The organism is Desulforhopalus glucosivorans, from assembly GCF_054397165.1.
In genome coordinates this window covers 3,334,517-3,352,496 of the sequence record NZ_AP044854.1, presented here as the reverse complement: position 1 = coordinate 3,352,496, position 17,980 = coordinate 3,334,517, and the positions used below count along the sequence as shown (strand labels likewise).

The 17,980-nt window shown below is 43.3% G+C and carries 13 protein-coding genes; 6 read left to right on the top strand and 7 right to left on the bottom strand.

What is annotated here, in order from left to right; translation table 11 throughout:
* Positions 1-136: 136 nt before the first annotated feature.
* Complete coding sequence (glgX, locus tag ACX6CI_RS14520) at positions 137-2,203, bottom strand: glycogen debranching protein GlgX (protein WP_458774361.1); 2,067 nt, start codon at positions 2,201-2,203, stop codon at positions 137-139.
* Positions 2,204-2,476: 273 nt separating this feature from the next.
* Between glgX and ACX6CI_RS14515 the strand changes: the two genes are divergently transcribed.
* The 6 genes from ACX6CI_RS14515 to ACX6CI_RS14490 all read left to right on the top strand — a co-directional run bounded on the left by ACX6CI_RS14515 (position 2,477) and on the right by ACX6CI_RS14490 (position 7,854).
* Complete coding sequence (locus ACX6CI_RS14515) at positions 2,477-3,418, top strand: Lcl C-terminal domain-containing protein (protein WP_458774360.1); 942 nt, start codon at positions 2,477-2,479, stop codon at positions 3,416-3,418.
* Between the two features lie 568 nt (positions 3,419-3,986).
* On the top strand, positions 3,987-4,529 hold the full coding sequence (locus ACX6CI_RS14510) for a hypothetical protein (RefSeq protein WP_458774359.1): 543 nt from the start codon (positions 3,987-3,989) through the stop codon (positions 4,527-4,529).
* Positions 4,501-5,166: a hypothetical protein gene (locus ACX6CI_RS14505; RefSeq protein WP_458774358.1), complete on the top strand. Its 666-nt coding sequence runs from the start codon at positions 4,501-4,503 to the stop codon at positions 5,164-5,166. Before ACX6CI_RS14510 ends, ACX6CI_RS14505 begins: the two co-directional genes overlap by 29 nt.
* Positions 5,167-5,466: 300 nt before the next feature.
* Positions 5,467-6,666: a tyrosine-type recombinase/integrase gene (locus ACX6CI_RS14500; RefSeq protein WP_458774357.1), complete on the top strand. Its 1,200-nt coding sequence runs from the start codon at positions 5,467-5,469 to the stop codon at positions 6,664-6,666.
* Positions 6,578-7,480: a tyrosine-type recombinase/integrase gene (locus ACX6CI_RS14495; RefSeq protein ID WP_458774356.1), complete on the top strand. Its 903-nt coding sequence runs from the start codon at positions 6,578-6,580 to the stop codon at positions 7,478-7,480. The genes ACX6CI_RS14500 and ACX6CI_RS14495 overlap by 89 nt, the downstream gene beginning before the upstream one ends.
* A gap of 245 nt (positions 7,481-7,725) precedes the next feature.
* Positions 7,726-7,854 carry a universal stress protein gene (locus tag ACX6CI_RS14490; RefSeq protein ID WP_458778472.1) on the top strand — a complete coding sequence of 43 codons (129 nt, stop codon included), beginning with the start codon at positions 7,726-7,728 and terminating at the stop codon, positions 7,852-7,854.
* 767 nt (positions 7,855-8,621) lie between these two features.
* Here ACX6CI_RS14490 and ACX6CI_RS14485 read toward each other — a convergent pair.
* From ACX6CI_RS14485 to ACX6CI_RS14460, 6 genes are all read right to left on the bottom strand, one after another.
* On the bottom strand, positions 8,622-10,703 hold the full coding sequence (locus ACX6CI_RS14485) for a PAS domain-containing hybrid sensor histidine kinase/response regulator (RefSeq protein WP_458774355.1): 2,082 nt from the start codon (positions 10,701-10,703) through the stop codon (positions 8,622-8,624).
* Entirely contained in the window at positions 10,690-13,746 is a 3,057-nt protein-coding gene (locus tag ACX6CI_RS14480) for a chemotaxis protein CheB (protein WP_458774354.1), read from the bottom strand. Before ACX6CI_RS14480 ends, ACX6CI_RS14485 begins: the two co-directional genes overlap by 14 nt.
* Before the next feature lie 252 nt (positions 13,747-13,998).
* Positions 13,999-14,856 carry an ATP-binding protein gene (locus tag ACX6CI_RS14475; RefSeq protein WP_458774353.1) on the bottom strand — a complete coding sequence of 286 codons (858 nt, stop codon included), beginning with the start codon at positions 14,854-14,856 and terminating at the stop codon, positions 13,999-14,001.
* Positions 14,857-15,310: 454 nt separating this feature from the next.
* Positions 15,311-15,976 (bottom strand): CDP-alcohol phosphatidyltransferase family protein, encoded by a 666-nt coding sequence (locus tag ACX6CI_RS14470; protein WP_458774352.1) that lies wholly within the window; start codon positions 15,974-15,976, stop codon positions 15,311-15,313.
* Positions 15,973-17,079, bottom strand: coding sequence for a pyridoxal phosphate-dependent aminotransferase (locus ACX6CI_RS14465; protein WP_458774351.1), 1,107 nt, complete (start codon positions 17,077-17,079; stop codon positions 15,973-15,975). Before ACX6CI_RS14465 ends, ACX6CI_RS14470 begins: the two co-directional genes overlap by 4 nt.
* Before the next feature lie 6 nt (positions 17,080-17,085).
* Positions 17,086-17,940, bottom strand: a complete 855-nt coding sequence (locus tag ACX6CI_RS14460; RefSeq protein WP_458774350.1) for a phosphocholine cytidylyltransferase family protein — start codon at positions 17,938-17,940, stop codon at positions 17,086-17,088.
* Between the last annotated feature and the right edge of the window lie 40 nt (positions 17,941-17,980).

Below are 17,980 nucleotides of genomic sequence, written 5' to 3'. Positions count from 1 at the left end.
GCCCGCAGGGTGAGAAACATACAATTGGTTAAGATGCAAACTGTCACGAGGAGTTTGAAGACAAAAACAAGTCTAACAGTTGGATATTAAACTGTTAGACTTGTTTTTGATCTTAGCATTTCATGAAATATGTGGGCTAATTCCCCTGAAGAACAACACAACTAAATGGCATGGTTTTTACGCTGGCATTTTGAGCTAGTGCCGCAGCTTGAGACAGCTCGCTGAAATCCAAGGGTGATTTTTGTGATGTGTCAATTATTGTGTACCATTTTCTTTTGCTCCTGAGGGCTGGTGGGGTAAATAACAGCGGTTGTTCTCCGTTATTTATCATAAGAAAAAAATCACTGGGTTCTGATTCCTCACAACGAAGGTGAAATGCCAGGCCATGGCAGTTGTCGTCCCAATTTTGTGATTCAGGTGTCAGATATTGCCAGTGAATTGAAGTTGTATGTGGATGGTTCCCATCTTGTGTTGAGTGAGCAAAGAATCGTTCTTGTCTGAAGGCTTTGTAGGTTTTGCGTAGTTCGATACAATACTTAAAAAAGTTAAACAGGCCCTGGTTGTTTTTCAGTAGCGACCAGTCAATCCAGCTTGTTTGGTTATCCTGGCACCAGGCATTATTATTTCCGCCCTGACTTCTGGCAAACTCATCTCCTGCAAGGATCATTGGCACGCCCTGGGAGAGTAACAGCAGGGTGGCAAAGGTTTTAATCTTTGTCTGTCTGAACTGCTCAATTTGAGGATCATTGCTGTGTCCTTCATGGCCAGAATTATAACTGAGGTTGTGGTTGTCTCCGTCCCGGTTGTCCTCTCCATTTGCCAGGTTGTACTTTTCATTATAGCTGACAAGGTCATAGAGGGTAAAACCGTCATGGCTTGTTATAAAATTTATGGAGCACAGCGGGCTTCTGCCGCTTGTTTCATAAAGGTCAGAGCTTCCAGCAATTCGGGTTGCGAGCTGGGTGACTGTTTTGTTTCGACCAAGCATAAAGGTGCGGACATCATCGCGGAACCGGCCATTCCATTCCGCCCAGCGGGAGTCTGTAGAAAAGCTGCCAACCTGATAGAGGCCTGCTGCATCCCAGGCTTCTGCAATCATTTTAGTATCGCGTAGTACAGGGTCCTGGCCAATGATTTCAATCATGGGTGGATTTGGTAGTACATTTCCCTGCTGGTCTCTACCAAGTATGGAAGCAAGGTCGAAACGAAAGCCATCGATATGCATCTCTGTTACCCAGTACTGGAGGGATTCTTTAATAAGATCACGGACAACAGGGTGATTGCAGTTAAAGGTATTACCGCAGCCTGAAAAATTGTGGTAGCTACCGTCGGCACCAAGGAGGTAGTAGATTGAGTTGTCGATACCACGAAAGCTGCTGGTATTGCCTTCATAGCCTCCTTCACCCGTGTGGTTGTAAACCATGTCGAGAAATACCTCGATACCTGCTTTGTGCAGTTCACGGATCAGGGTTTTAAATTCTGTAAGTGCGATGTCAGGTTTATCAGCATATCCAGAATTAATAGCAAAAAAAGATACCGGGTTGTAGCCCCAATAATTTCTTAATCTCTCACCGCTATCGGGGTTGTGGAAGATATTATCGTTTTCATCAAATTCTGTGATTGGCATGAGTTCAACTGCAGTAATGCCAAGATCTTTAAGGTACGGTATTTTCTCTATGAGTCCTAGATAGGTGCCGGGGTAGTTAACTCCTGAATTGTGATGCCGGGTGAATCCTCTTACATGGAGTTCATAAATGATGGTGTCAGCCAGAGGTGTCTTGAGGGGTCTGTCATCCTGCCAGTCAAAATTATCTGACTCGATTTTACAACTTGGCCGGGTTCCGTATGTTGCATCGTCCCCCCAGTTTCTCGGTGTTAAGGATCTCGCATAGGGGTCCAGAAGGATAGGGTCACTTTCTTTGGTGGTGTCGCTGTCATGGCTTATCTGGTAGCCATAGGTAAAGGATTGCTTATGGGTGGTTAAGAAAATATGCCACATGTCGCCTGTCTTATTCTCCTCTTTATCCAGAGGGAAAAAGACAGTGTTGTTTTTACCGTTTTTCGGGTTTACGTATTGAATCACAAGGGTCACAGCTCGAGCATTCCTTGAAAAAATCGAGAAGTTTATCCCTTCTTTAAGTGACGTGGCTCCCCGTGGAAGAGGATACCCCCTGTGAACATTTTTATGTTTTGTATTGATCATTTCTTGATAATAATTATTATAACTACTACACTGTAGTGACTAGGAGAATGAGTGCTTTATGAATTCACCCGAAGTCTGCGCTTATCTGAAGTGTGCGCTTGTTTCAATACTCGGTTTGTCTGCTTATAAGATGAATTGAGTGAAGGTACTTATCACGGTTTATTTTGTGTTAGCCGGGGCTAGTTAACGAAAGATTCTTTATGCTTATTAATATTGTAAGGAATTAGAGGGAAAAGTCAAAATCTGTATAACAATGTGATGTGGAGGTGCTTTATGGGGATGTTTCATAAGTTGAAAGTTGGTGATCAGACCATCAGCCCAATTGATTGGGAGATGGATCCCGCTCTATCCTTTGGAACGTTCGAATCCTGGGGTGGTCGGGAGAGAGTGCGCAACAATGATGAGTGTGTGTACTACTTTTTTGTAGATAACTGGGGTGAAACACCAAAGCTATGTTTGATGGAAAGAGCTGTCAAACATGCAAAAATTATGGCGGAAATTAAGGCTCCGGTGAATATCATTAAAGATTGTGTTGAAGGGCAGGGCACGTCATCTATCTTTGAGAAGAGTTACGCCATCAATGAGACTATTAAGCAGTGGCTGATTGATAATGTCCTGGATAATGGTGACTCCAATCTGGTTGTTCCAGAGGTCGTGGAAAAATACGTTGAGGATATGGGCGCTCAGCTGCCCGATGTGACATGTACTGAGTATAAAGGTGAAACTGTTGCGTTACCAGTAGAAGCTAAAATCATCACCGATGATGAGATTGAACCGCTTATAAAAAAGTGGGATTTCTTTGACCGAGAGCTCAATCCTGAAGGCAGGTTTGAGAATTCGTTAGCAGTATCAGGCAATGAGGAAATTGTTGTTGATTTACGTACTAATTTGATGTGGCAGGCAGGAGGGATTGATATTGGGTCCACTCGCCATATACAGCGTGAAATCGAAAAGCTGAATAAAGCCGGTTATGGTGGTTTTTCCGATTGGAGATTGCCGACAATGGAAGAGGCAATGTCTCTAATGGAACCTGTTAAAAACAAGAAGGACATTTATCTGAACCCTTGTTTTTCGAAAGAACAACCCTTTGTCTTTGTGGATGCCCAACGAAAGCCGGGTGGGTATTGGTTTGTTGATTTTAAGCAGGGTCGTGCATTCTGGTCATCTGGTACAATTCCGGGTGGTTTTGGCCGGTTGGTTAGAAGTGTTGTGTAAATGATAGCACCGTAAGGCTAGCAAAAATGGTGCTATACATTGAACATATAAATGTTATGTAGTTGCTTGCAGCTGTGTGCAATCATTGACACAGCTGCAGGGTGGTATACCCCTTCCAAAAAAATCTCCCAAATCATGCAATCAGGATTGTTGATTGCGTGCAGAGAACTATTCAAAATTTCCCTCCCTCTTTCAATTCCAGCTAGGTAGATATATTTGTTCCCGTCAATTTTCTTTTATTCCAACTGCCAGGGGGCAGTTTAATCTACTTTTGAAGCAGGTGGTTAAGCTACAAATCTTCATTGTGGCAATGTAAAGCTCCACGCTCATTAGCTGAGGTTACTTTGGTAAGGTTCAGTTTGCAGTTGCTCCATTTCTAAGCAGTTTTGTGGTAGTAGGCAGGTCCACCATATTAGGAATGTAAAGTCTTGAATTTCTTTCTTGCTTTATAATTGCCAACTGGAATCTCTATTTCATGGTAACAAAGCTCGGAAAAAGTAAAATTAATTTGTACTTTTTCTTTGCCTATACTATTCTTTATTCTGGAATCTAGAATGGAGAATAGCATATGTTGAAGTCACAGGATATTTTTATACTGCTTAAGCTGGTTGTAATGAAATCACAACCATGGTCCTATCCTATTTTGTCTGTGGAGCTAGGGATAAGCCCATCTCAGATTCATGCGGCAGTCAAACGGATGTTGGCTGCAAAATTAGCGATAAGACAGAATGATAAGATAGTGCCTCATTTTAGCAACCTTGAGGAATTTCTTATCCATGGACTCAAATATGTCTTTTGGGCTGAGCAGGGAGAGATGACAAGGGGAATGCCGACAGCCTATGCAGCTCCAGCACTTTCTGAATTGTTTGTCAGCTCCGCTATGGAGCCGCCCCCGGTTTGGCCTGATCCAGATGGAGAGGTTCGTGGCATCTCTTTTCGACCGCTCCATAAGTCAGCACCCCAGGCCGCGCGTACCGATAAAGAATTCTATCAGTTGCTAACCTTGGTGGACGTGATTCGCAGCGGTCGAGCCAGAGAGAGAAAGATAGCCATTCAAAAATTGAGCTTGCGATTGAGGCAATATGCATCGGATAACAAACCCAAATATTGAAATCCTTGAAATAGCTGTTGAACTCCTTGACGAATTGATCGATCAACTGGTTTTCCTGGGTGGTTGTGCCACCGGTTTGCTACTCACAGACATGGCCGCACCTCCTATTCGTGCAACACAGGATGTGGATGTCATTACTGAGGTAGCTACCATGACTGAGTATTATCTGTTGGCTGAAAAGTTGCGATCAGGAGGTTTCCAAGAAGACAGCAGTGAGAATGCTCCTATTTGCCGCTGGAAAGCAGGTGGCCTTCTCTTGGATGTTATGCCGACTAATCCAGAATTACTTGGTTTCGGAAGCGAATGGTACCAAGAAGCCTTCGAGGCGGCAACTCTCCAATCTTTGCCATCAGGGAAACGCATATACATGATCACAGCACCATATTTCCTTGCATGTAAGTTGGCAGCCTTCAGAAACCGGGGCGAAGGTGATTACCTGATGAGCCATGACATGGAGGATATAGTGACGGTATTGGACGGAAGGCCCGAAGTGGGAGGAGAGATCGTTCAGGCTGAAACTGCATTGCGAAAGCACCTGGTTGAAAGTTTCCAGGATCTTTTAGAAAGTCATCTATTTCATGAGGCGCTTCCTGGTCATCTTCCACCGGATGGGCGAGCCAATCCAGAGTTCCAATAATCCTTTCACGAATAAAACAAATAGTTGAATTGTAGAGCATATCTCAGAAGACACCTTCTGTCAGAGTAAATTAGTAGCCCACTCTCCTTCGTACTGGCAATGTTAAATTCGTTGGCCAGCTTTAGAGGTTGACTGCTCTTTGGTAAGCTTAGGTCTACAGTTGCTCCATTTCTGATCAATTCACAGATAATAGACTTATCTACCTTCTCAGGAAGTATACGTAACAAAAGATGAAATAACCATATGGTAGAATATGGTCATTAAAACCTTGTTTTTTCTACAAAAGGAAAAGGAGGCAAAATGACCATTCCAATCTGTTCATTTAATAATTACTACCCAAATTACTCTGGCACTAATGAAGCGGTTGAACCCTGGCCTGTCGATTATCATCCATTAGAACGTCTTGATGCAGGCCGAGATTCATCCCATCCTGAACTAATTTTTTCACCTCTTCATGGGGTAATGGATTTGTTTCGGCCCTCAAAGAGACGTGCAACGGTTGATCGTTTCTGCGAACGTTTACAAAAAAGCAATTGTACCGGATCTGAGCTGTCCATAGCTTACCTTCGCGAAAAATATAGTAAAAATCTTGCAGCATCTACCATTTCTTCATCTGGTGGTGTCCTTCTTTCATTTTTGCAGTTCCTAGAAGGATTGCAGGTAAATATTGAAGACGTAACGAATGAAGTCATAGGTCGTTATGTTGATTTAGATCAGGATAAAGGTCTTAAGGTCGGTGCAATAAGAACCAAGTTGAGAGCACTTTATGCTTTCATACGTTTCCTGGTTGATAGGGAGATTTTACCTTATGAAATACTTCATAAGAAAATCCATATTCAACGCGAAGTAGTACTTCCAAAAGCAATCCCCTCCCAAGATGTTACCGCAATTTTTACTCAACTTAAGAGCATTCGAGATAAAGCACTCATTCTACTATTGCTACGAACAGGAATGAGGATCGGTGAGCTGTTAAATGTCTCAGTGTCTGACATTCACTTCTCAGAGAGAAAGATCCTTTTGTATGTAGGGGAGAAGAATTATGAAGGCCGGGTTGTCTACTATAGCGAAGATGCGGAAAAAGCTTTGAAGAGCTGGTTAGCCATCCGTGATCCAGAACGGCATTATCTATTTTACAGTCATTCCCGGCACAATATCAGTTACGTTGCTGCCTGGACGGTTATGAAAAATGCAATAGAGATGGCTGGCCTTACTGGCAAGGGATACAGCCTACACAGCCTACGCCACACTTTCGCAACTGATATGCTCAATGCAGGCTTAAGACTTGAGGTATTACAACAACTCCTCGGACACAGATCCATCGAGATAACCAGGCGTTATGCCAGGCTATCTGATGCCACGAGGGAGGTAGAATACTTTAAAGCAATGACAGCCATTGAAAACGGAGGCACCTATGAACCTCATAGAGTCAATTCCGAACTACAAGAAGTATTTGAGGAGAAGAAATTTATCCGCTCATACGATCAAAAATTATCTTCATAGATTACAACGTTTTGTGGTCTGGGTAGCAATACCAGTTAATGAGGTAAGTGTAGATGATATCAAACGTTATATAGATATCCTTCTTGATAGGGGGCTCGTAGCACAAACGATAAATAGCCACTTGATCGCCATTCGGAGGTACTATGGATACTTACTGGACGAAGTAGACAATACTATCTGCAACCCTGTAAGCCGGAGGATGTCTCTGCGACTTCCAAGCCCTTTGCCACAACATCTACAGGATATTGATGTTACACGTTTTTTAAGAGTGGTCACAAAACCCCGTGATGTTGCGATCTTTATGATCATGTTAAGATGCGGGCTCAGAGTGGAAGAGGTTGCTGGTCTGACTTTCAGCGATATTGATTACAACAGGAGCCAGATAATGGTGAGGTCTGGTAAAGGCAATAAAGATAGAGTTGTGTATATCAGCAATGATGCCGCTTCTGCCTTAGCTAAATATCTACGGAAGAGACCAGTTTCCAGAGAAAAAAGAATGTTCCTGGTAGAGAAAGGGACCTACAGGGGCAAACCAATCTCTGTGCGTGGAATCCAGAAGCGAGTGGAATATTACTCCAAAAAGAGCGGGATCAAAGTATCCTGCCATCAACTTCGTCACACCATGGCTACACAACTGCTAAACGCCGATGCGCCTCTGGTTACAATACAGGACCTGCTTGGCCACACGAGGATCAAAACGACCCAGCGATACTGTCGTCTTTCTAACAACATAGCCCAGCGTGATTACTATAGAGCCATGGACAATATCATGCAAAAAGCAAAGACAGAGTATGCACTAGATGATGGTTGGTGACCCGTTCTACCAGTTACCGGTTCCTACGACGAGCATACTTGAGGGCCCATTCTCGGAACCGGTAACTGCTATTCACTCTCATAGGGAAAAAACTTGACTAAGGAGGTAAAAAACAGCGAAAATAGTAATAAGGTAAAAACCTAAATTAACATGAAAAAACGGGTTTTGTTACGTATACACAGGAATAGTCATAAATTACAGGTTTGCTTAAATGGTTAACCTTGCCAATTCTAGTCTCTGAGGCAGTGCTGTTATGTAATCCTCTAAGATCTCATGGAAAACAGACACAGGGTAAAATTCTTTTAGGCAGTGTATCTGAACAGGTTCTAAGAGCAGCTAATTGCCCTGTATTGGTGACGAATCCATTTCGCTAAAGAAATGTTGGCTTATTTGACCAAAGTCACGAAGTTCAGGCAAAGGATATTTTTGGGCGAAGTTAGAAAGGTCAGTAGGGTTCACATGTTGTGTGCTGTAACTTACAGAGGTAGGTTGAAAAAAGTGGGTATAACATGTTCCGAAGGATTACCCGAAACATATCCAAAGATTTCAAAAGAAACTTTAGACGATTATTAGACGTTTTAAACGAATTAGATCCATATAAAACGAAATAGGTAGGGGGAAAACGAAATCGCTGTTTTGGGTAACTCGTTAATTTCCCTTAATAACGGCTGGTTGGAGTTGCTCTTGTTTTTAGGGTCGGACGCCTTGGGAGAAGGGTGTCGCTTCTAAGGCACATTCTGGAGTCGTAAAATACACGTGATTACAAAAATACGATCTTTGGGCATTCTGCCTCTATTTTACAGACCTCCTGCCTTCCTGACAACAGGGCGGGGTGTCTAATTATACTTGTCCTGAAAAATCAGGTTGAGCGAAGGCTTGCGGCAAAAAATATTATCAATATCTTCTCCTTTGTGCCGATTGGCTCAGGCGAAATAGCTGAAGGGCAGAAGTCTGATAGTAGAACTACCCCAAGATGTGAGTTGGAAATAAGACGTTGAGTTATCAGAAAACCGAATGTCCATTTCACTAGATTAATTTTTCAGATTGCTCTAACATTCTTTTGGTATCAATGTTTTTTCGTCATTCTGAATATATGGCTTGAAGATTGCCTTACTCGGAGAAAAACTCCAGAGAGGTGAGATTATTGAGCGTTATCTAATACGTTGCGCACCTTTATTGCCAAATCCGATTTAGCCAAAGGCTTCATGACAAATGAACACCCTCGGAAGTCTTTTGCCTTGTTATCCAAATTTTCAGTTCTATAACCAGTACATACGATTATTGGCATATCCTGGCGGATTTTCAAAATTTCATCAATCAGCTGATCACCTGTCATATTGGGCATAGCCATGTCTGTAATTATCAAGTCAAATCTATATGGATCTGATTTGACCATCTCTACGGCCTTTAAGGGATCAGTGGTTGCTTCCGTTCTGTAACCAAGGCTATCTAAATTGCGTTTACCAACATGTGCTATCGGTGCCTCGTCATCTATATACAAAATGCATTCTTCTCCGGTTGGAAGATCATCTTGCTCGTCTATCTCCTCTTCCAGCGGACCTTTATATGCTGGAATAAGTATGGTAAAGGTCGTTCCTTGGCCAGGATTACTGTCAACCAGTATCGTCCCTCTATGACTTTCGACAATACCGTGGACCACGGCAAGTCCTATGCCAGTTCCTTTTCCGATTTCTTTAGTTGTAACGTAGGGCTCAAATACTTTACTAAGGAGATCATTATTTATTCCTATGCCGTTATCGCTTACTATCAGCTTAGCATAGTCACCGGCTTTTAATCTTTTCTGGTGCCTAATCTGCTCTTTATCAATGGTTTCATTTAACAGTTCTATAGTTATTAGACCTTCCTGTGCAGGGAGAGCGTCAGCGCTGTTCTTGCATAAATTTATTATGATTTGAGTTATCTGCGTTTCATTACCCATGATCGGATACGTATCTGCTGACAAACTCTGCTCAATCGCAATATTTGCAGGCGTAGATGCCCGAATGAGTTGCATGGATTCCTCTACGACATAACCAAGATCTATTACCTTAGTCGTAGAATTATCCTGTCTACTGAAGGTTAAAAGCTGTTTCACCACATCTCTTGCTCGTAATCCTGCAATTTTAACCTCTTCCGCACTTTCTCTACAAAGACCAGATGGGGGGAGTTCTTCGATGATAAATTCATTGCTACCCAACATTATCATAAGCAGATTGTTGAACTCGTGCGCAATACCACCCGCAAGAGTCCCGATGGACTCCATTTTTTGGGCCTGTTGGATCAATTTGTCATTCTTTTTCTGCTCTGTAATGTCTTTGGCAACATGAACGCAGCATAAGGAATCTTTCGCGCTAAAGGGAGCTAATGAAGAGGTGACCATAAAAAATTTATCTAACTCTTTATGGAAAATTGTGTGGGTATGAATAGCCATCTCTTTCAATGTTTGGAGAGTGGGGCAATCAGGACAATAGTCTGGTGAACCATGAAAAAGCTCGAAACATTTTTTGCCCACAATCTGCTGATAATCCAATCCAAAGGACAGCCCAACTGCCTTATTGGCCTTTAGGATACACATATTACTGTCTTGAATGATAACCATATCGGCGATGGCATCAAAGGTTTGAACCCATTCTTCCTTACTACGTAAGAGAGCAAGTTCTAACTCTTTTTGTTCTGAAATGTCAGTTAACGTTACCCGAAATTGCCCCTCTTCATCATCTATATCAGGGTCAACAACCGCCCTTAAATGAGCATAAAATTGGTTGTCGTCACCTTTTCGTATACGCACAATACAGGTTTGCGGTTCTCTTGTGTCCAGAAGTTTTTTCCGGCTGAGATAATAAATATCCTGATCTGGTTCATAGATAAAGCTCGAGAGTGACAGGAGAAAAAGGTCCCCCCTTGGTACACCAAGCATGTCTGCGGCTGTCAGATTGGCATCAATAACCGCACCCTTGTCGCTTATGGTCAGGTAGCCTACAGGAGCAAAATCATAAAGGTCAGAAAACCGGTGGCGAGATTGTTCAAGCTCCCTCTGGGCTTGAATCAGGTCCTCGTTCTGCAGTTCGAGTTCAACCTGATAGGTATCAAGTTCATGCACCAGCTTAATAACATCCTCCTGGGATAGTACTTCTGCATCACTAGGGGAGGCCGACAAATACGCCTGAGCCCGCCTGCGAAGTTCAGCGAAGCTGGTACGAGGTACACCCTTAGCCTGTTCCATGTTGGTCTCCTGTTAAACTGTGCAAAGCCTCTTTATTTAGCAGGTTCAAGTCTCTTTCCATGGTGGCGATAAACTCAGGGCGATCATTTTCATCATTAATCAGTGTAATTGTTAGCCAGACAGGTACTCTAACTCCATCTTTATTTTTCCTTTCAAGGGAAATAGGCCTGGCTTCATCATCCTTTTTAATGCTGGCAAATATCGCCTTGATTTCTTTTTCACTTTCCTCAGAAACAGTATCGAAGATATTCATCTGCAGAGCTTCGGCTTCAGAATATCCGAACATTTTCACCGCCCCCTTATTCCAGGCAAGAATATTGCCCGTAAGGTCGTGTAGAGCGATGGCCTCACTGGAGGCGTTGACAATTGCAGCCAGTCGTTTTGCCTGGGTCAGTTTTTTCATTTCGGTTATATCATCAAAGATGATCACCACTCCATCGATCACATTGTTTGTCGTCCGATAGGGTCGCAGGCGCATGCGATAGGTTGATCCAGCGGTGTCCTGTACTTCGAGTTCCAATTTTCCCAAGTCCTGTAGAACAGTTTGGGCATGTATGCTCAGGTCAACATCTTTCAACTTGGAGGAGAAATGAGAGATTGGCCGACCGATATCTACTGTAGTCAGAGGGATTAACTCGGTCGCTTTGGTAGTAAAACGTCTGATATTCAGATTAATATCAAGAAATATTGTGGCAATCTCAGTAGCGTCAAGCAGGTTGTTCATGTCATCATTTGCTGTGACTAACTCGTCGATTCTGCCTTGCAGTTCGGAATTAACCGTGGCTGACTCTTCGTTGAGTGACTGCAGTTCTTCTTTTGAGGTCTCCAGTTCTTCATTGGTGCTTTGCAACTCCTCGTTGGTACTTTGCAGCTCTTCGTTGGTGGATTTCAACTCTTCGTTGGATGTTTCCAGTTCCTCGATGGTGCTCTGCAAATTTTCTTTAGTGTACTGCAGCTCCTTTTCAAGCTTTGACAGTTCATCTCCCCCAACCACTCTTTGCTGTTGTTCTGTCTTATTCGCCTTTTTACTTTCAGGAATTGGGGTTTCCTCAAAAATAACCATCATCAAGCCACGACGGACTGCTTGCAGACGCGGCAACGGTCTGATGGTAAGACTAAAGTCCAGGTAACCGCCCTGATCCTGAACCTGCATCCCTTTAACGGTTACTTCTCGCCTCTCGGTTGCCAACTTGCGGATGGCCTGGGTAAGTCCGGTCCTTAAACCTGGTCGTGCCATTTCCAGGATATTAAAGTTTGCCTCTCCCTCAGCAGGTTCCAGATAACGCCCGGTTCGACCGTGAATATAAAGAATGTTCCCGTGGTCATCAATGATCACACATGTTGACATGTCGCTTTGGGCAATAATCATATTCAGCAATTTGAGCGAATCTATATCGCCAAGAGACCTTGAATCTCCAATCTTTTTTTCCTCAAGACCTTGAATATCTGGGTCAACATGGGGGGGGGCAGGGGTGGGTGAGGGAGAGAACCTGAGGTTCTTGGCAAAAAGAATGTTATCAGCTGTACTGCGCTTAAATATCTTCCACTTTTTATCAAGAGGAGTGAAAAGATCGGTGAACTGTCCAATGGTTTCAGATGGCCCTAGTAAGAGTAGGCCTTCCGGCTTGAGGCTGTAGTGAAAAAGTGGCATCACCTTTTTCTGCAGTTGCGAGCCAAAGTAAATAAGCAGGTTACGGCATGAAAGCATATCGAGCTTGGTAAAGGGCGGATCTTTGATAATATTCTGTGGAGCAAAAACCGCCATCTCCCGAATGCTCTTCTTTATCCTGTAGTGACCTTCTTCCCTGGTGAAAAACTTTTTCAAGCGCTCGGGAGAGACATCAGCGCACACAGCGTCACTATAGATCCCAGTCCTTGCCTCTTCAATAGCCTCAACGTTCAAGTCGGTACCGAAAATCTGTACAGAGAAGTGTTTTTGCATCGCCTCCATACACTCCTGGAAAATGATAGCGATGGAATAGACCTCCTCACCGGTGGAACATCCCGGAACCCAGATCCTGATATTATCATCATCGAGCTTATTTTTTACTATTTCGGCTATGTATTTGTTCTGCAATGATATAAATGCATCGGAATCCCTGAAGAAACTGGTCACACCAATCAACAGTTCCCGATAGAGGATGGTGATCTCGTGCTCGGATTCCTGCAAATACCGAACATACTCCTTGAGTGTATCGATCTGGTGGACATGCATTCTTCTTTCAATGCGACGATGGATGGTGTTTGATTTGTAGAGTGAAAAATCATGGTCAGTAGCGGCACGGAGCAGGACAAATACTTTCTGCATGACGCCTTTCAAAGCATCATCTTCGTCAATTACTCTGTCTGTCTGTTTGCCGGACACATGCCGAACATAATTGATGAGTTGCTCAGGCATCTCGCCGGGGGACAGTATATAGTCAATCAGGCCGGTATTAACAGCATTTCTCGGCATACCATCGTATTTAGCCGACCCAGGCTCCTGGGCAATAACCAGACCTCCCTCACTCTTAACAGATCGGAGACCGGTGGTGCCGTCGGTACCTGTGCCGGAAAGAATTATACCTATTGCTCTCTCTCCCATATCCTGGGCAAGGGAGCGAAAAAAAATATCGATGGGTAGATTGGCCTTTCGCGGCACTGACACCTCTAAAAGCTGCAAAGCACCGTTAAAGATAACCATTTCCTTGTTCGGTGGGATGATGAAGACCTGATTCGGAACAAGCCGCATATTGTCAGAGACCTGGCAGACCTTCATCGATGTCTTTTTCTGGATCAGGTCCGGAAGGATACTGACATGATGAGGATCGAGATGACTCACAAGAACAAAGGCCATGCCTGAATTCTCCGGCATGGCCTTGAAAAACTCTTCAAATGCCTCCAAGCCACCTGCTGAAGCACCTATTCCGACGACAGAGAAGGTGTTGTTGGCTTCAGTATCAACTTGCCGCGGGGTTACTGAATCTTGTACCTGTATTGTTGTATCTTCTGTTTTTTTCTTTGCGACCATAGGTTCCCTCAAACCAACAAAGCCGAGTGTCATGGTTGATATCCCAAGAATGGTTCTCAGCGTTAATTGGAGTCTGAGGGGGTCCGTCCCTGCTTTTCAACAGCTTTGGCTTTCTCTGTTTTTTCTATGAAAGGTACGTTACTGAAACAAAATCCAATACATTTTACCCAATTAAAGTGCTGTTCTATTTTAACTAATAATTGTATCACAATATTTGTTATTAAGGAATTTTATAATAAAGCGGATATTTAGAAAAAACAGGCATGCAAACAGGTAGAGAGCCTATTATTTCCCTCTTCTCACCCCTCGCTCCCCTAAGAGTGCTTCAAGATAGGTGAGATGGTTCAAATCTTCGGCGAGCAACAGAACAGAAAAGGCTCCTGTCACACTTAATAACCTGCAATTATATGGAAAAATAGAATTCACCCTTCTGCCGTCGTAGATAATGTCATGAAGCCGGTGGACAAGTTCCACAAATGTACATGGCTGAGTCTTTATCTTTATGAATTTCCAGTAATCAACTGAAGGCAGGCATTTTTTAATCTTATCCGTGATAAGCCAGGGATAGGAGGAACCATTAAAACGAGCGTTATTTTCAACCGGGTAGACGTTTTCATCGGTCACAATGTAATCAATACCAATTACACCACAGTAGCCCCACTCTGACATATGTTGAACAATTTTAAGCGAAGTCTGGCTGATTAATTCGTAGAGACGCCTGGATATTGGAGGGCCATATTGTGTGCCGATGTGGACCATACCTCTCTCGCAAACCTGATCTGTCAAGCCAATGTGGTCAATAACGCCAGCTCTGTCTATTGTCCACTGATCACCGGGACTGCAAATTACAGGTAAAAATGGCTCTATTATGACCATTTTTTCACCGGTAGCTGAAATCTTCGCATACAGTTCTCGGAGGTCATTGCCCGTTGTCTTATATAAGGACATGCCTGACTCCCCCAGGGTTCCACGAATAATCACAGTTTCATGGGTTGTGAGAATATTATTGATTACCACAGCCATATCTGTTGCATTTGTGTCCTCCTCTGGGTGCATTCTAAAAGATGTTCCAGTCACAACAGGTATACCGAGTTGATGGCATATTTCCTTAAATTCGGCCTTGTCGTTATACTTTGTCGTCACATCCTCCGCCGCCCCAAAGAGATCCGCTCCAAGTATTTTCGCAACCTCAGCTTCTTTTCTACCGGAATACCACGGTACGTAAACAGGCCTTCGACCGATTTGCTTAATTTTATTGAGAATTGGGGTAGGGTTTTGGATGATGCACTCTGAAAGAGAAAATTCCCTTGATGATTCTTTATATTCAACAACATCATAAGGCCCTAACCCTTAGGTACGGAGCCAATTGCAATAGACATGGTCCTGGTTTGTCCGTAACACCACTAAATCCTCACTAGAGGCAGCTGGTAAACCACGATCACAATGTGAGTTTATGGAAGAATCCCGGGAGGGAAATTGAGCAAAACTGTCCGTTCCCCAAATCAGGAGCTCATTTTTATTGCTCGATATACATTCTCTTAAAGGGCGATATGTTGTCATGTACAATCACTTTAGGCTGTGGATATCCACAAACACTCTATTTGAGATACCATTGCCAGCTCAGTATTGTTGTTATCACCACCGCATAAATGATCAGGACATAAAACCAGCGGCCGGTAAGTTTTGGAGTTTTGATTGGTGCAACATTTAACGCGGCTAACAATAAAATAAGGATATACAGAATGATAGAAAATGTATGGTGATTGAGTAGTCCATTAAACAGAAAGACAAAAACCAGAATAATGCCGTTGTTATCCACGGCCATTCCCATATAGCTTGATTTATCCACCAGGCCGTAAACATTGAAGTAGCTTAAACGAAGTGCAGATGCAGCAATAATGATAAATGCACCGGGGAGATACCACAGACTAAATGACCCATAACTGAGAAGGACGATTGCAGGGCAAATTCCAAAACTGACAATATCGATCATGGAGTCAAGCTGAGTACCATAAAGACCTTGTGCTTCTGTCCGATTTTTCATCTTTCTCGCGATAATCCCATCAGCCCAGTCTAAAACCACCGCCCATATCATACCGATCATTGAGGCGTGAAACATACCAATAGCAGCAAAATATATGGCGAGGACAGCGCAGAAAAGACCGCTTAGGGAGCAGATGTTGGGCCAATCTGCCACATGTGAAAGTATTGTCCTTTGAATGACGGGTTCTGTTACAGGACCATTATCTTGAGGATTTTTCATGGTTCACAGCCCTCTTGTAAAATAGTCCGCAATGCTTCAACCAGAAGGAAGTTCTCCTTTTGGGTACGGCTTGCTATACGGAGATAACGCTGAGATTCGGGCATAGTTTTACCCTCGCAATGTTTGATATAGATATTGTGATCAACAAACAGCTTTTTGGTTGCCTCCGGGCCGGACATGCTGTGGTCCGGGACGCGACAGAAGATATAGTTGGCATCAGGCGGATAAACAATCATCCCCGGAATTGATTGCAGTTGCTTGTAAAACAGATCTCGATCGGCCATAACCTGAGCACAACTTTCCCTGAACCTCTGTTTATATTTTGGGGCCATTCGTAAAAATTCTTCAGCAAATCCGTTAATGTTCCAGATATGAACTCTCTTACGGACCTTTGCTAAAAAGTCGGCATTTGCGGTAAGCATGTAACCGATGCGGATGCCGCAAATGCCATACGCCTTGCTCATGCTTTTGAAAATTACCAGGTTCTGATGTCTTTCAATTTCGTTTTCAAGCGACCCATTCTCGCTGTTTTTCGAAAAATCTATGAAAGATTCATCAACGATGAGCATGCAGTTATGAGGTGCTAGTATCTTAGTCAGCCGAAGAAGTTCACTCTTGGGGACCAACAACGAGGTGGGGTTATTTGGTGTTACCACTACCGCTAATCGCGCCTTGCCGTCTATAGCGACAGCAGCGAACTTGTCCACATCCAGTTCAAAAGATTGCTGACATAGAGGAAACTGGATTACATTACTGACTGGTGCTGCGTTTACATACTCATTAAATGAAGGTACCGGTACTATGAGTTTACGATGTATCCCAGCAATAATTTTAATGAGCTCAGCTGCTCCGTTGGCAACAACTACTCTCTCTGCAGGTTGATTTATCAACGTACCCACAAGGTATGCCAGATCCTGCTGGCCCACTGGATAGTTGAGGACCAATTGCTTGATATGATCGCGAGCATGACTGAAAAACTCCTCTGGTGGATAATAGAGATTATAGAGATAGTTATGATCTATAAAATCGTGCCTCCAAAATCCACCATGTTGACTGGAGATATGTTCGTATCGCTCTTCTGCAGTAGGCTCTGTAGTTGTCATTAGAGTTTATTGTAGTAGGTTCGAAGTCGGTGCCATTGGTAAAGGCACTTTAATCTTAGAAGAACCTTCCCCAACCGCCGTTGCATCAAAGGCGGGCAACTGTAGTGAGGTAAATATCAATTCAGCCTCACGAAGATCTGTGATTGTATCAATCTCGTACCAACTCTTGTTATCAAAGAATACGGGCGTGAAAATAAGACACCTGTCCTTTACCAAATCTGCGAAAACAGTTTCATAATAGCCGTCCACCTGGTTATTTGAAATGTACTGATCCAATCGCTGCTTAACCAATTGCCAACTACTCAATGAGAAACTGTAAATATTGACTGTTTTAAAGTACTCTTCATCTGGTGAGAGGGGCGCGCTGTGAAATGCCTCAATTTCCATATGATTATTAAGTGTAACGGTGGTTCCATTCATCCAGGGTTCTATTTTCGCGACTGCTATTCGATCCGGGGACAGCATATTCGTCAACATTTCTGAGTCAAAAACCAGATCACTTTCTATTAGCAAAAAGGGTTCGTCTATCTCTTCTCTTGCAAGCCATAAGGAATAGATGTTGTTTGTTGTTTTGTATAAAGGACTTGTTATGTAGGTGATATCCATTCCACCTTTTCGGGCCCCAAGATAGTTGCGAATAGATTCCCCCTGATGCCCAACGACAACAACGAGACGGTTAAAGTCATGATCCTGAAGGGTGGAAATTAATCGTTCTAATATGGTAATTTCGTTAACTTCCACCATGCACTTTGGCATCGAGTCAGTTAAGGGAGCCAAGCGGCTACCTGTCCCAGCAGCCAATAAAAGGGCTGTTCTTACTTGTTCATCTGCGAGGTCGGTGTAAAATGTTCTATTCTGCATATTTATGTCCTCCTGAAATTAGCGCCGGACCATTCCTTTA

Coding starts and splice junctions, on each gene's coding strand:
- ACX6CI_RS14480 (WP_458774354.1), bottom strand. CDS start 13,746: ATGACACTCGGCTTTGTTGGTTTGAGGGAACCTATGGTCGCAAAGAAA.
- ACX6CI_RS14515 (WP_458774360.1), top strand. CDS start 2,477: ATGGGGATGTTTCATAAGTTGAAAGTTGGTGATCAGACCATCAGCCCA.
- glgX (WP_458774361.1), bottom strand. CDS start 2,203: ATGATCAATACAAAACATAAAAATGTTCACAGGGGGTATCCTCTTCCA.
- ACX6CI_RS14485 (WP_458774355.1), bottom strand. CDS start 10,703: ATGGAACAGGCTAAGGGTGTACCTCGTACCAGCTTCGCTGAACTTCGC.
- ACX6CI_RS14470 (WP_458774352.1), bottom strand. CDS start 15,976: ATGAAAAATCCTCAAGATAATGGTCCTGTAACAGAACCCGTCATTCAA.
- ACX6CI_RS14500 (WP_458774357.1), top strand. CDS start 5,467: ATGACCATTCCAATCTGTTCATTTAATAATTACTACCCAAATTACTCT.
- ACX6CI_RS14510 (WP_458774359.1), top strand. CDS start 3,987: ATGTTGAAGTCACAGGATATTTTTATACTGCTTAAGCTGGTTGTAATG.
- ACX6CI_RS14495 (WP_458774356.1), top strand. CDS start 6,578: ATGAACCTCATAGAGTCAATTCCGAACTACAAGAAGTATTTGAGGAGA.
- ACX6CI_RS14505 (WP_458774358.1), top strand. CDS start 4,501: ATGCATCGGATAACAAACCCAAATATTGAAATCCTTGAAATAGCTGTT.
- ACX6CI_RS14460 (WP_458774350.1), bottom strand. CDS start 17,940: ATGCAGAATAGAACATTTTACACCGACCTCGCAGATGAACAAGTAAGA.
- ACX6CI_RS14465 (WP_458774351.1), bottom strand. CDS start 17,079: ATGACAACTACAGAGCCTACTGCAGAAGAGCGATACGAACATATCTCC.